Source organism: Paraburkholderia pallida (assembly GCF_004524855.1).
Classification (GTDB): Bacteria; Pseudomonadota; Gammaproteobacteria; order Burkholderiales; family Burkholderiaceae; genus Paraburkholderia; species Paraburkholderia oxyphila.
Genome location: NZ_CP038151.1, coordinates 382,658 through 396,111, shown reverse-complemented (window position 1 = coordinate 396,111; position 13,454 = coordinate 382,658). Strand labels below are relative to the sequence as shown.

The window sequence follows — 13,454 nt, the reverse complement described above, 5'->3', positions numbered from 1 at the left end:
CTGCATAGTGGAATTTATCGAGACAAAAATAGAGCGTCAAGGCCTGGACTCCCCCCCTCATACAAGGCGTATTTTTGCCTCATTCATGTTATCCGGATAAGAAACTACCGCCGCGATGGCCCGCGCGCATCAGTCTGGTACTTTCCCCAGGCTGACTGCACTGCAGAATTCATTGCCAAATTGAGCCTTGCCAATATGCCAGGCAAGCCTGTCGCAAAGCAGGGCGCGGCAGTCCAATCTCCGTCCTTCACCCCGGCGCCCGATCGCGCCGTGCGCCGAAGGCACGTGTTCGGGAGGTCACGGTGGATCTGTTTTTGCAGCAGGTACTCAACGGCTTGACTCTCGGAGGCATCTACAGCCTCGTCGCGCTCGGCCTCACGCTCGTCTACGGCATCATGGCCGTGCCCAACTTCGCGCACGGCGCGTTCTACATGGTGGGCGCCTTCGCGGCCTTCTACCTGAGCACGCGCTTCGGGTTGGGCTACTGGAGCGCGATGGCCGCGGCCGCAGTGTGCGTGGGCGTGCTGGCCGTGCTCGCGGAACGCCTCGTCTTCTATCCGCTGCGCAACGCACCCGAGCTCGCGCCGATGATCGCCGCCATCGGCCTCATGCTGTTTCTCGAGGCCGCCGCGCAGGCGCTCTGGGGCACCGACTTCCATCGCATGTCGCCGCCGTGGCCCGGCGTGCTCGACTGGAGCGGCGTGATCGCGCCCATCCAGCGCCTGTTGATCATCGGCGGCGCGTTCGGCCTCGTGCTCGTGCTGCAACTGTTCCTGCACCACACCGTGGCCGGCTCGACGATCCTCGCGGTCGCGCAAAACCGCGAGGGCGCCGCGCTCATGGGCATCGATCCGCGCAAAGTGGGCATGGCCACCTTCGCGCTCTCCGGCGTGCTGGCCGCCGTGGCCGCCGCGCTCTACGCGCCGATCAACCTCATCTACCCCGCCATGGGGCAGTTAGTGATCCTCAAGGCCTTCGTCATCATCATCCTCGGCGGCATGGGCAGCGTGCCGGGCGCCGTGGTGGGCGGCCTCATCATCGGACTCGCCGAAAGCTTCGGCGCCTTCTACGTCTCGCCCGACTACCAGGACCTGATTGCCTTCGTCCTGCTCGTGGCGATCCTGTCGCTGCGCCCGCAAGGGCTCTTTTCGAGGGAGATGCGCGCATCATGACGAACCCGCCCAACTCGCCCAACACGCGCTATCTGGGCTGGATCGCGCTTTTCGTGCTCGGCGTGGCGCTGCCGTTTCTCGTGCGCAACGACTACTCGCTCACGGTCATGTCCACGGCCTATATCTTCGCGCTCGCGACGGTCGGCCTGAACCTGCTCACCGGCTACACCGGCCAGTTCAATCTCGCGCATGGCGGCTTCATGGCGATTGGCGCCTATACGGTGGGCATTCTCACCGTCGACTATCAGGTGCCGTTCTGGGTTGCATTCGCGCTCGCGGGGGGCGTGAGCGTGGTGCTGGGCTTCTTCGTGGGCCTCATTTCGCTGCGACTGAAAGGCAACTACTTCGCGATCTTCACGCTCTGCGTGGGCTACATCATCTTTCTCGTGATCGAGAAGTGGGACAGCCTCACGCATGGCGTGGTGGGCATCATCGGCATTGCCGCGCCGCCCGATATCGGCCCGGTCTCGTTCGAAAGCCCACGCGCGCTCTACTACCTGACGTTCGCGTTTCTCGCCGCCGGCATGTGGCTCATGCACCGCATCGTGAACTCACTCGTGGGCCACACGTTCGTTGCGATCCGCAACAGCGAGCATCTGGCCCAGGCGCTGGGCATCGACCTCATGCGCACCAAGATGCTGGCGTTCCTCATCTCCACGTTCTATGCCGGCATTGCAGGCGGACTCTACGCGGGCTTCGTGCGCTTTCTCGGCCCCGATCTCGCCAGCATCGGCCACACCTTCGACATGACGATGTATATCGTGGTGGGCGGCATCGGCACGCTCGCGGGGCCGCTGCTGGGCGCGATCGCCCTGCCGTGGCTCACGCAGTCGCTGCAGTTCATGCAGGACTATCGCTTTCTCGTGTTCGGCCCGCTCCTCATCGTGCTGCTGATCTTCCTGCCGCGCGGCTTCGTGGGCCTCTATCAGAGCGCGCGCAGTCGCAGCGCGGTGCGCCGCCTTCCCAGCGCCACCGCGCGCCGCGCCACGAGCGGAGACGGCCATGCTTGAGATCTCCACCCTTTCAAAACGCTTCGGAGGCCTCACCGCCGTGAGCGACGTGAGCACGCGCATCGAGGAGGGCCGCATCAACGCCATAATCGGCCCCAATGGCGCGGGCAAGACCACGTTCTTCAATCTGATCAGCGGCATGTACCGGCCCAGCACCGGCACGATCCGCCTGCGCGGCCAGGACGTGACCGGCCTGCGCGCCGACCAGATGGCGCGGCTCGGCGTGGCGCGCACGTTTCAGGCCACCGCGCTGTTCGAAACCGCTTCGGTGCTGGAGAACCTGATCGTGGGCCACCGCCTGCGCACGCGCTCGGGGCTCTGGGACGCGCTGCTGCGCACGCGGCGCTGCAAGGCCGAGGAACGCATCTGCCGCGACAAGGCGCGAGACGCGCTCGATTTTGTCGGGCTCGCCCACCTCGAGGCACGGCCCGCGGGCGGCATCACCCAGGAAGAGCGCAAGCGCGTGGCCGTCGCCCTGGCGCTGGCGACCGATCCGGCGCTCCTGCTGCTCGACGAGCCCGCGGGCGGCGTGAACCCCGAAGAGACCGACGGCCTCGCGGCGCTGATCCGCAAGATCGCGCGGCGCGGCATGACCGTGTGCCTCGTCGAGCACAAGATGAGCATGATCATGAATCTCGCGGACAAGATCATGGTGCTCGACCACGGCGAGAAGATCGCCGAGGGCACCCCCGCTGAGATCCGCAAAGACCAGGCAGTGATCGACGCCTATCTCGGGAGCGACCATGCTGACGTTCAATGATGTGAGCCTCGACTATGGCGGCTTTCGCGCGCTGCACGGCATCACGCTGCATGCGGGCGAAGGCGAGCTCGTGGTGCTGCTCGGTGCGAACGGCGCAGGCAAGAGCTCGATCTTTCGCGCCGCCAGCGCGCTCACGCGTGCGAGTGCGGGCCATATCCGCCTGAAAAATGTCGATCTGGTCGGCAAGCGTCCCGCCGATGTGGTGCGCGCGGGCGTGATCCACTGCCCCGAGGGCCGCAAGCTCTTTCCGGCCATGTCGGTGCTGAAGAATCTGATGCTCGGTGCGTATCTGCACCGGCGCGACCGCGCGGGCAATCGCAAGCGGCTGGACGAAGTGCTCGAGCTCTTTCCCGATCTCGTCGGCCGCAAGGACGATCCGGCGGGCTCGCTCTCCGGCGGCCAGCAGCAGATGGTCGCGATCGGCCGCGCGCTCATGAGCCGCCCGCGCGTGCTGCTGCTCGACGAGCCTTCGCTTGGCCTCGCGCCGCTCGTGGTCAAGCAGACCTTCGAGGTGATCCAGCGCATCAACCGCGCCGGCACCACGGTGCTGCTCGCGGAGCAGAACGCGCATGCGGCGCTCAAGATCGCGCATCGTGCCTATGTGGTGGAGTCGGGGCGCGTGGTGCTCGAAGGCACCTACGAGAGCCTCGCCGGCAACGAAGCGGTGCGCCGCGCCTACGTAGGCGGCTGAATTCCCCGCGGCCCGTGCTGCGTTCGGCGCAGCGCGGCGTCTTTCAGGCTGATCCAGCAAATAGCCACAGTGCTTCGCAGTTCTCATCAGTTGTTCATTGTCACCCCTTCGAGGATATGTTCATGACCATCAGGAAGCTGCCCCTCGCGCTCGCCGTCTCGCTCGTCTTTGCCGCCCCCGCCATGGCGCAGGAAACCGCCGTGCATATCGGCTATTCCGGACCGCTCTCCGGCGGCGCCGCGAAGTATGGCCAGGAGGTGCTCGAAGGCATGCAGATGGCCGTGGCCGAAATCAATCAGGCCGGGCTGGTGGTGGGCGGCAAGAAGGTGAAGCTCGACGTTGTAGCGCTCGACGACCAGTACAACCCGAGCGAAACCGCCATCAACGTGCGCCGCCTCGTGCAGGAGGACAACGCGCCCGTGGTGCTGGTTCCGCACTCCGGCGGATGCTACGCAGTCCAGACCATCAATCAGCAGCTCAAGGTGCTTCTGCTCGGCTACACCAGCGTGCCGCAGCTCGCCGCGCGCGGCAATCCGCTGACCATCCGCATTCCGCCCGAGTTCACCTCGTACACCCCGGCGTTCGTGAAGTACGAAATGAGCAAGTACGGCAAGGAGGTGGCCATCGCGAGCACCGACACCGACTACGGCAAGGCCTGGACCGCCGCATTCAAGCCCGCATGGCAGGCCGCGGGCGGCACGATCGTCGCCGACAGCCCGCTCTCATATAACCGCGCGACGGACTTCTACAGCGGCGTGAGCCGCGTGCTGGCCGCCAAGCCCAAGGTGATCTTCGTGGGCGGCCCCTCCGAGCCCACGGGCCTCATCATTCGCCAGGCGCGCGAACTGGGCTTCAAGGGCGGCTTCGCGGTCATGGACCAGGCGAAGCTCGACGAAGTCGCGAAGATCGCGGGTGGCTATGGCGCGCTCGAAGGCTCGATTGGCGTGATGCCGGTGGGCGACGATCCTTCGCCCGACGCCAAGGCCTTCGTCGCGCGCTTTGCCAAGACCCATGGCGGCCGCATGCCGACCCAGGAAGCCTCGCTCAACTACACGGCAGTCTGGGCGACCGCGCAGGCGATGAAGCTCGCGGGCACGACCACCGACGCCGCCGCGATCCGCAAGGTCTTCGATCAAGCCGTCAAATCGCAGCCGCCGCAGAACAATCCCAATACGCTCTCGGGCGTGGATGCACGCGGCGGCATGACCATGGGCCGGCCGGTGGTGGCGGTGGTGGAAGGCGGCAGCATCAAGTCCCTGCCCGACACAGCGCTCGCCGCAGCGAAGTAATGGCGGCAAGCCCGCGCGCAGGCATCATGCCCTCGCGCGGACTTGTCTTGACGATCAAGCGTTCGATGACTTGAAGCTTTCGCGCAATTCGCGCTTGAGCACCTTGCCGATCGCGCTGCGCGGCAGCGTGTCGACCACCACCACCTCGGCAAGCCGCTGCATCTTCCCGAGCCGCTCGTTGGCCCACGCCGCGATCGCCTGCGCGTCCGACGCGGCCGTCTCGCGCAACGTGACGAAAGCCACGGGCGTTTCGCCCCAGCGCTCCGAGCTCACCCCCACCACGGCAGCCTCCGCCACCTCGGGATGCGTGAGCAGCACCTGCTCGAGATCGCTCGGATAAATATTGAAGCCACCCGAGATGATCATGTCCTTCCTGCGGTCCATGAGCACGAGAAAACCGTCCTCATCGAAACGGCCGACGTCGCCGGTGCGAATGAAGCGCTGGCCGTCACGGTCGTACCATTCGGCCTCGCTGGTTTTCTCGGGCTGCCGGTAATAGCCCGTCATCATGGTGGGCGAGCGCCCCACGATCTCGCCGATACTGCCAGGCTCCAGTTCCTTGCCATCAGGATCGATCAGGCGCATCTCATGGCCAGGCATCGGGCGGCCCACGGTATGGAGCTTGTGCGGAAACTCGTCCGCGCACAGCTCGCACGAAGCGCCGCCTTCGGTCATGCCGTAGAACTCCGTGAGGCTGCCCGGCCAGCGGCGCAGCACGTCCTCCTTGAGGCGCGCGCTGAACGGCGCACTCGTGCAGGACTTCGAAACGAAGCTCGACAGGTCGTAGCGATCGAAATCGGGATCGGCCAGCAGGCGCTGATACTGCACGGGCACCAGCATCGTATGCGTCGCGCGATGGCGCTGCGCCAGCTCGAGATAGCGCTTCGTCTCGAACTTCGGCATCAGCACGACGGTGCCGCCCAGCGCGAGTGTGGGGAAAAAGCTCACGAGCGTGGTGTTCGAATAGAGCGGCGTGGAGATCAGCGTGACCGCCTCGGGACCGTAGCCGCGCGCAACGGTGCGCAGCGCGTAGGCAAAGCGCATCGCATGCGACTGGACGATGCCCTTGGGCAGGCCCGTCGTGCCCGACGAATAGATGATGTTGAAGGCCCATGCGGGCTGGATCTCGATGTAGCGCGGAGCCGTCCCGCGCGGCGCGAGCCAGCCATCGAGGCCGGCGGACTCCCCGGTGTCGCCCTGCGCGTCCAGCAACACCGTGCGCACCGTGGGCGGCGTGGCCGCGCTTTTCAGCGCTTCACGCACCGACTCATCGAGAAATAGCACGCGCGCGCCGGAGTTCTCGATCATGCCAGCGAGGCTGTCGGGATGAGAGGACGGCGCCAGCGGCGCGACGGCCGCGCCCGCGCGCAGCGCTCCGAGAAACACCGCGGCATACCACGGCGACGCGCCCGCGCAGATGGCCACCACGTCCTCGGGCGCGATACCGTCGCGTTGCAGCGCGCTCGCGCACTGGTCGATCATCGCGTCGAATTCCGCGTAGCTATAGCGCTTGTCGTCGCAGATCAGCGCGGCGCGCTCGCCCTGCTCTGCCGCCCATTGGCGGATTTGCTCGCCTATGCTCACGAAGGGCGCGTCGTAGGGGCTTGAAGAAACGTTCATGTCGTCGTGCTCCGCTGCTCAAAGATAGGCCGCGAGTTCCATCTTGGCGATCGCATTGCGATGGACTTCGTCGGGGCCGTCCGCGAGCCGGATCGTGCGCGCATTCGCATAGGCGCGCGCGAGGCCGAAGTCGTCGCTGACGCCGGCGCCGCCATGCGCCTGGATGGCCCAGTCGATCACCTGGCACGCCATGTTGGGCGCGGCGACCTTGATCATCGCAATCTCCTTGCGCGCCGCCTTGTTGCCGACCGTGTCCATCTTCCACGCCGCATGCAGCACGAGGAAGCGCGCCTGATCGATGAGGATACGCGCATTCGCAATACGCTCGCGCGTCACGCCCTGGTCGGCAATCGCGCGGCCGAACGCGGTGCGCTTCGTCGTGCGGCGGCACATGGCTTCGAGCGCCCGCTCGGCGCGGCCGATCAGCCGCATGCAGTGATGGATGCGGCCCGGCCCGAGCCGCCCCTGCGCAATCTCGAAGCCGCGCCCTTCGCCGAGCAGCACATTGTCCACCGGCACGCGCACGTTCTCGAACAGCACCTCGGCGTGGCCGTGCGGCGCGTCGTCATAACCGAACACGGGCAAATGACGCAGCACCGTCACGCCCGGCGTATCGAGCGGGACCAGCACCATCGACTGGCGCCGATGACGGTCCGCGCCCTCGGGATCGGTCTTGCCCATGAAGATCAGAATCTTGCAGCGCGGATCGTTTGCGCCCGAGGTCCACCATTTGCGCGCATTGATCACGTAATGGCTGCCATCGCGCTCGATGCGCGCCTCGATATTGGTCGCGTCCGACGACGCCACGGCCGGCTCCGTCATCGCAAAGCCCGAGCGGATCTTGCCCTCGAGCAGCGGCGTGAGCCATGCTTGCTGTTGCGCCTCGCTGCCGTAGCGCAGCAGCGTCTCCATGTTGCCGGTGTCGGGCGCCGAGCAGTTGAACGGCTCAGCGCCAATCGCCGAGCGCCCCATGATCTCGCACAGCGGCGCGTATTCCAGATTCGTGAGGCCGTCCTTCGACTCGTGCGCGGGCAGGAACAGATTCCACAGGCCGGCGGCGCGTGCCTTCTCCTTGAGCATTTCCATGACCGGCGCGGGCTGCCACGGATTGCCCGCGCTGCGCGCCGCATCCATTTGCTCGGCGAACAGCTTTTCCGCCGGATACACGTGCTCGCCCATGAATGCCGTGAGACGGGCCTGCAATTCCTTTACCTTGCTCGAATATTCGAAGTTCATAAGCCTCTTTCCGCGAGAATAGTCAGACTGTGTATCGGGTGCGCAGCGATGCGCCTTGCCGTGCTAGCGCAAGGCATCCACCGCGCGTGCCAGCGCCCAGGCCTGCTCCGCAAGCGGCCGCGTGCGCTTGCCGGTCTCGAGCGCGAGCGCGCTCGACGCGTTGCCCTGCAGTGCGCGCGCCATCACCCCTTGCAGAATGCCGACGAGTCTGAACATGTTGAAGACGAGGTAATAGCCCCAGTCCGTTTCCGAAACTTCCGCATTGGATGCGTGCGCAACTTTCTTCAGATAACGCTGCAGATAGGTTTTTTCGTCGGGAATCCCCAGCGCGGCCAGATCGAGCCCCACGAGACCACGCCGCGCGCCCGCCTGCATATGCCAGATCATGCAGTGGTAGGCAAAATCGACGAGCGGATGGCCCAGCGTGGAAAGCTCCCAGTCGAGCACGGCGAGAATGCGTGGCTCGTGTGGATGAAAGATGACGTTGTCGAGCCGGTAGTCACCATGCACGATGCGGCGCTCGTCGCCGGCGGGCATGTGCTTCGGAAGCCAGTCGATCAAATGGTCGGCCGCCTCGATGCGCTCGGTTTCCGAGGCGCGATATTGCCTCGTCCAGCGCGCCACCTGGCGCTCGATGTAGTTGCCCTCGCGGCCGTAGTCGCCAAGGCCGATCGCGACGGGATCGACCGAATGCAGCGCGGCGATCACGCGATTCATCTCGTCGTAGATCGCGCTTCGCGCCTCTGGGGCCATGCCCGGCAGCGCCGCGTCCCAGAAGATGCGGCCTTCCACATACTCCATGAGGTAGAACGGCGTGCCGATCACGGCGGCGTCCTCGCACAACGCGTAGGCTCTCGCGACCGGCACCGGTGTTTGTGCGAGCGCACGGATCACGCGATATTCGCGCTCCACGGCGTGCGCGGAAGGCAGCAGCGCGCCCGGCGGCTTGCGGCGCAGGACATAGCGCGCGCCGCCCGCCTCGATCAGGAAGGTGGGATTCGACTGGCCGCCCTTGAACTGCTCGACCTGGACTCTGCCCGCGAAGTCGTGGACATGCTCGCGCATCCACGCGGCCAGCCGCGCGGCGTCGAACGCGTGCGCGGGCGCGACCGGGCGAGTCCCGCTGAAACTCGTCTGGAGATCGATGCTCATGGAATCGAAGGGCCTCCCTTTGCGACACGCGCTGCGCTTGGGGCGCAAGTTTGCCGCCGTAAGATCATTCCGCGAAGCAAACGCAAATTCTGCACTGCAGAAATGCTAACGCGAGCGGTTTGGGTGTGTAAAGCGCGGAAATGCGTCGACGGATCGGGAAAAACCCCAGTGGTGGGGCAGCGCAACGCGAGCGAGGCTTGCGGCCGATCAGTCCAGTTGCAACGCTCGAAGATTCATCGGGCATCGGGCATCGGGCATCGGGCATCGGGCATCGGGCATCGGGCGATTGGGCGATTGGGCGATTGGGCGAGCCGGTTCAAGCCGTGTTTCGAGTGGGGAATATGAGCGGGCACGAACGTGCCCATTGATGCATTCAAGCGATCCGCAGCAATGTAGTTGGACGCCGCGCTATGTCGAAGCTGCACCAATTAATCTGTATAACGAATTAATTTAGCCGAAATGAAAGGCGCAAGCAGACCACTTGCGCCCGCGCGCTTCAGCGCCCCGCGATAGCGGCCTCCAGCTGCGCGATCATATGCAGCAGCCGCGGCTTCACCTCTTCCAGCAAGAACTCACGCGTGAGCGAAAACGACGGGCCGCCCACGTTGATGGCCATCACCGGCAAGCCGCCACCGGGCTCGAACGCTCGGGCGATGCCGTTCACGTCCTTCTGCCACTCGCCGAACGAACAGGTCACGCCGAGTTCCTCGTGATCGTGCACGCCCTGCTCGATGCCGCGCTTGATGCTCGGCCATGTCACGTGGTCGAGCTCGCGGATCTGCTCCATCACGTCCTCGCGTTCGCGCGGCGCCACGGCGGCCAGCCACGCGCGCCCGATGGCCGACGTCGCGAGCGGAATGCGCGAGCCCACGTCGAGCGTGAGTGCCAGCGCGGCGGTGCTGCGGCAGCTTTCGATATAGAGCATCGAGAGGCGGTCGCGCACGCCCAGCGAAACGGTGCCGCCGGAGAACTCGCACAGCTCCTGCATCATGGGCCGCGCGAGCTTGCGCACGTCGAGGCGCGCCAGCATCGAGCTGCCGAGCGCGAGGCACGCCGTGCCAAGGCGGTAGCGCCCGGTGTCTTCCAGATGGATGAGGTAGCCGAGCTTCGTGAGCGTCATCGTCAGACGCGAAACCGTCGAGCGCGGCAGCTTGCAGCGCTGGGCAATCTCCTGATTAGTGAGCGAGGTGTCGCCGCCGCGGAAGCACGCGAGGACTTCGAGCCCGCGAGCCAGCGCGGTCACGAAATGGCGGTCTTCCTTGTGAGCGCTTGCTCGGGCCGGTTTCTGCTTTTGCGCGGTTTCGGACATTGCGATAGTGGGTAAGGGGCGCGGAGGCCCGCGGCCTCGGCTCGGACGCGGAATTATATTCTGTATCGCAAAATTGGCAGGGGGCGTCAATGGGTGGGAAGCCTTAAGTACGTCTGCGCGCGCCGCCCGGTGCGGCTCCACCCGCCCCCCTCACTGCCGGAATGTGCGAGCGCGAAATTGAACCACAAGAACCGGATAGCCCCGCGCGCCACCCGTCCCTAGACTCGATTCCAGCATTCAGGCCGTCTCCTGCGCGCCGTCAAGCCGCCTGCTTCGAGCGCGACATTCCCAAGCACTACCAGGTAAATTCGCCATGCAGGCATCGGGAACCGAATCATGGACCATCCGCACACGCAAACCGTTGTCAGCCGTCTCTCGCACGCGAGTCTCGCCGCGCAATTCAGCGAGCAGATGACCATCGCCGTCATTCCGATCGCCGCGGTCGTGGCATTCGGCGCCACCGCGCAGCAGACCGCGGCGCTGCAGGCCGTCAATACGCTGCCGTTCCTGCTGCTCTCGTTGCCCGCCGGCCTGATCGCCGACCGCGTGCGCCGCAAGAACCTCATGATCGTGACGGAGCTCCTGCGCGCCGCCGCCCTCTTCGTGCTGTTCGCGCTCTTCTGGCGCCACGCGCTCACGCTCGTCACGCTGGGCGCACTGGGATTCGCCATCGCCACCGGCACGGTCGTGTTCAGCGTGGCCGCGCCTTCGCTCGTGGCCGCGCTCGTCGATGCCGGCGGCCTGCTCGCCGCCAACCGGCGCCTCGAGATCGCACGCAGCATCGCCTATACGGCGGGACCGTCGGTGGGCGGCATCCTCGCCGGCTGGGGTTCCGGCCGCATCGCCTTCCTCGCCGCCTTCGCGCTCTCGCTCGTCAGCGCGGGCTTCATGACACGCCTGCCCCGCGAGGCGCGCCGCACGCCCTCGGGCAGGCACGTCGCGCAAGAACTCGCGGATGGCCTGCGCTTCATCGGCCGCAACCCGTGGCTGCGGCCCATCGTGGCGACCGCCTTCGTGTTCAATACGTCGTGGTTCCTGCTGCTATCCGTGTTCGCGTGGTATGCGATCCATCGACTCGGATTCGGCGCGTCGGAAGTGGGTTTCGCGCTCGGCGTCTACGGGTTCGGCATGGTCGCGGGCGCGTTTCTCTATAAAAGCCTCGCCAAACGGCTCGCGTTCGGCCGGCAAATCCTGCTCGGCCCGTCGAGCGCCGCCATCGCCGCCGTGCTCATGGCGAGCAGCGCCCTCGCGCACGCGAAGGCGCCGGTATTCGCGGCGTTCTTTCTGTTCGGGTTTGGCCCCATCGTGTGGACCATCTCCACCACGTCGTTACGCCAGATCGTCACGCCCGGCGACCTCATCGCGCGCGTCTCCTCGGTCATCATGATGGCGACGTTCGGTGCGCGGCCGCTCGGCGCCATGCTGGGCGCATGGCTGAGCACACGCTTTGGCATCGGCAGCTGTCTTATCGGCGTGCTGATCGGCTTTGGCGCGCAGCTTGCGATCATCTCGCTCTCGCCGCCGGTGCGCCTGCGCTCGATCGCTACGCTGAGCGAGGCGGCGGCAGCCGCCACGGCTTGAGTCGGTCTGCGCGCCGCGGCGCCTCGCATCGGCCAATATCGCTGGAAACTCAGTTAGAGAAAATCGCCAAATTTGCAATAAATCTCCACGTGGAGATTTTTTATAGGGCGCGATCGACGCGCGAGGCGGCGTCGGCGTCATCGAGGTCGTCCAGATTTCGGCCGCGCGTCTCGGGAATGCAGTACGTCGTCACCACGCCGATGAGGCTCAGGACCGCCACATAGGACGCCAACGGAATCCAGGCGAGCGCGGTGCCGTGCCCCGCGCCCCAGTGCGCGGAAGTCCACGCGATGATCGACGCGCCCACGAGCGGCGCGACGCCGCCCGCAATCACCGCCGACACTTCGCGCCCCACCGCCACCCCGGCGTAGCGGTGCTGAGCGCCGAACAGTTCGGGCAGCATCGCCCCTTGCGTGGCGAACATGCCCCACACGCCCGCGAGCGTCACGCACAGCATGACGATGCTGGCCGTGGCGTTGCCGAGGCTCAGCACCCACCACGTGGGAAAGGCCAGCGCGAGTTGATAGAGCGCGAACGCCCGATAGGTGGGCACGCGCCCGAAGCGGTCGCTGAGCATGCCTGCCAGCGGAATCACGAACGCGCCGGAGGCGCCGGCAAGCAGCAGCGCAAGCGGGCCGATTTGCCCTTTCAGGCCCGTTGCGGTGGCGATGTAGCTGATCGCGAGCGACTGGTAGATCGACGATCCGCCGTTCTCGGCCATGCGCAGCCCGATCACCTTGAGGACCGTGGGCTTCGAGTGGCGCATCAGGTGGCGCAGCGGGCTTTCCTTCACTTGCTGGCGCGCTTCGAGGCGCGCAAACGAAGGCGATTCGCGCAGGCGCAGCCGGATCCACACCGCCACCGCGATGATGACCGCGCTCAGCAGGAACGGCACGCGCCAGAGCGGCGTCTGCGAAAGGTCTTCTACCCGCACCAGCGCGAAATAGATGGCCGCGGCCATCACCGTGCCCAGCAGCACGCCCATGAACGGCAGCGCAGCGAAGTAGCCGCGCCGCCGCGGCGGGGCGAATTCGGCCATCAGCACTGCGGCGCCGGCCTGCTCGGCGCCCGCGCCCAGGCCTTGCAGCAGCCGGCAGCCGACCAGCAGGACCGGCGCCCAGATGCCGACGCTCGCGTACGTGGGCAGCACGCCGATGAGCGTGCTGGCGACGCCCATCAGCAAGATGGTGGCCATCAGCACGAACTTGCGCCCGTAGCGGTCGCCCAGCGCGCCGAACAGCACGCCGCCCACGGGCCGGATTGCAAAGCCGATGAAATACGCGCCGAAGCTCGCGATGAGGCCCATGGCCGGGTCGCTGGACGGAAAGAACAGCGGCCCGAAGATCAGCGCGGAAGCCAGGTTGTATAGCGCGAAGTCGTAGTATTCGAGCGCGCTGCCTATCGAGGCCGCCCAGGCTGCGCGGTAGAGGTCCGCGGAGGAAACCTGGGACTGCGCATCGCTTGCGCGTGTGCCTGGGCACGGCTGCGCGCCGGCAACGGAAATGGACTGCTGTTTCATGTCGTCTCCTTGTCGATCAGCGTTGGCACTTGAATGCCGACTCTGATCCCGTGCAAAGCTCCATATGGAGTCCTTGCGATATGCGTCGCGGCGCCTGCGAGGCGAGCACGATGCA

The 13,454-nt window shown here is 66.1% G+C and carries 11 protein-coding genes; 6 read left to right on the top strand and 5 right to left on the bottom strand.

From position 1 onward, the window contains the following. The first annotated feature begins 302 nt into the window (after positions 1-302). The 5 genes from E1956_RS36685 to E1956_RS36665 all read left to right on the top strand — a co-directional run bounded on the left by E1956_RS36685 (position 303) and on the right by E1956_RS36665 (position 4,922). On the top strand, positions 303-1,172 hold the full coding sequence (locus tag E1956_RS36685; RefSeq protein ID WP_134758271.1) for a branched-chain amino acid ABC transporter permease: 870 nt from the start codon (positions 303-305) through the stop codon (positions 1,170-1,172). Then, the gene (locus E1956_RS36680; RefSeq protein WP_134758270.1) at positions 1,169-2,182 is read left to right on the top strand and encodes a branched-chain amino acid ABC transporter permease; all 1,014 of its coding nucleotides are present in this window, start codon (positions 1,169-1,171) and stop codon (positions 2,180-2,182) included. Before E1956_RS36685 ends, E1956_RS36680 begins: the two co-directional genes overlap by 4 nt. Then, entirely contained in the window at positions 2,175-2,942 is a 768-nt protein-coding gene (locus E1956_RS36675) for an ABC transporter ATP-binding protein (protein WP_134758269.1), read from the top strand. Before E1956_RS36680 ends, E1956_RS36675 begins: the two co-directional genes overlap by 8 nt. Then, entirely contained in the window at positions 2,926-3,633 is a 708-nt protein-coding gene (locus E1956_RS36670; RefSeq protein ID WP_134758268.1) for an ABC transporter ATP-binding protein, read from the top strand. Before E1956_RS36675 ends, E1956_RS36670 begins: the two co-directional genes overlap by 17 nt. A 122-nt stretch (positions 3,634-3,755) precedes the next feature. Then, positions 3,756-4,922 carry an ABC transporter substrate-binding protein gene (locus E1956_RS36665; RefSeq protein ID WP_134758267.1) on the top strand — a complete coding sequence of 389 codons (1,167 nt, stop codon included), beginning with the start codon at positions 3,756-3,758 and terminating at the stop codon, positions 4,920-4,922. Positions 4,923-4,976: 54 nt separating this feature from the next. Here E1956_RS36665 and E1956_RS36660 read toward each other — a convergent pair whose 3' ends face one another. The 4 genes from E1956_RS36660 to E1956_RS36640 form a co-directional block, all read right to left on the bottom strand. Then, positions 4,977-6,542: a class I adenylate-forming enzyme family protein gene (locus E1956_RS36660; protein WP_134758266.1), complete on the bottom strand. Its 1,566-nt coding sequence runs from the start codon at positions 6,540-6,542 to the stop codon at positions 4,977-4,979. An 18-nt stretch (positions 6,543-6,560) separates the two neighbouring features. After that, complete coding sequence (locus E1956_RS36655; RefSeq protein ID WP_134758265.1) at positions 6,561-7,778, bottom strand: acyl-CoA dehydrogenase family protein; 1,218 nt, start codon at positions 7,776-7,778, stop codon at positions 6,561-6,563. A gap of 63 nt (positions 7,779-7,841) precedes the next feature. Then, on the bottom strand, positions 7,842-8,930 hold the full coding sequence (locus E1956_RS36650) for a phosphotransferase (protein ID WP_134758264.1): 1,089 nt from the start codon (positions 8,928-8,930) through the stop codon (positions 7,842-7,844). A 496-nt stretch (positions 8,931-9,426) separates the two neighbouring features. Continuing rightward, positions 9,427-10,239, bottom strand: a complete 813-nt coding sequence (locus tag E1956_RS36640; RefSeq protein ID WP_134758262.1) for an IclR family transcriptional regulator — start codon at positions 10,237-10,239, stop codon at positions 9,427-9,429. A 336-nt stretch (positions 10,240-10,575) separates the two neighbouring features. On the opposite strand from E1956_RS36640, the gene E1956_RS36635 reads away from it, so the two are divergent. Further along, positions 10,576-11,820, top strand: coding sequence for an MFS transporter (locus tag E1956_RS36635; protein WP_134758261.1), 1,245 nt, complete (start codon positions 10,576-10,578; stop codon positions 11,818-11,820). Between the two features lie 100 nt (positions 11,821-11,920). Here the strand turns inward: E1956_RS36635 and E1956_RS36630 are convergent, their stop codons facing one another. Continuing rightward, positions 11,921-13,339 carry an MFS transporter gene (locus E1956_RS36630; RefSeq protein ID WP_134758260.1) on the bottom strand — a complete coding sequence of 473 codons (1,419 nt, stop codon included), beginning with the start codon at positions 13,337-13,339 and terminating at the stop codon, positions 11,921-11,923. Positions 13,340-13,454 lie beyond the last annotated feature (115 nt).

Excerpts from the sequence above, each read along its gene's own strand:
- E1956_RS36660 (WP_134758266.1), bottom strand. The coding sequence starts at position 6,542 with ATGAACGTTTCTTCAAGCCCCTACGACGCGCCCTTCGTGAGCATAGGC.
- E1956_RS36680 (WP_134758270.1), top strand. The coding sequence starts at position 1,169 with ATGACGAACCCGCCCAACTCGCCCAACACGCGCTATCTGGGCTGGATC.
- E1956_RS36655 (WP_134758265.1), bottom strand. The coding sequence starts at position 7,778 with ATGAACTTCGAATATTCGAGCAAGGTAAAGGAATTGCAGGCCCGTCTC.
- E1956_RS36675 (WP_134758269.1), top strand. The coding sequence starts at position 2,175 with ATGCTTGAGATCTCCACCCTTTCAAAACGCTTCGGAGGCCTCACCGCC.
- E1956_RS36665 (WP_134758267.1), top strand. The coding sequence starts at position 3,756 with ATGACCATCAGGAAGCTGCCCCTCGCGCTCGCCGTCTCGCTCGTCTTT.
- E1956_RS36670 (WP_134758268.1), top strand. The coding sequence starts at position 2,926 with ATGCTGACGTTCAATGATGTGAGCCTCGACTATGGCGGCTTTCGCGCG.
- E1956_RS36640 (WP_134758262.1), bottom strand. The coding sequence starts at position 10,239 with ATGTCCGAAACCGCGCAAAAGCAGAAACCGGCCCGAGCAAGCGCTCAC.
- E1956_RS36635 (WP_134758261.1), top strand. The coding sequence starts at position 10,576 with ATGGACCATCCGCACACGCAAACCGTTGTCAGCCGTCTCTCGCACGCG.
- E1956_RS36630 (WP_134758260.1), bottom strand. The coding sequence starts at position 13,339 with ATGAAACAGCAGTCCATTTCCGTTGCCGGCGCGCAGCCGTGCCCAGGC.
- E1956_RS36650 (WP_134758264.1), bottom strand. The coding sequence starts at position 8,930 with ATGAGCATCGATCTCCAGACGAGTTTCAGCGGGACTCGCCCGGTCGCG.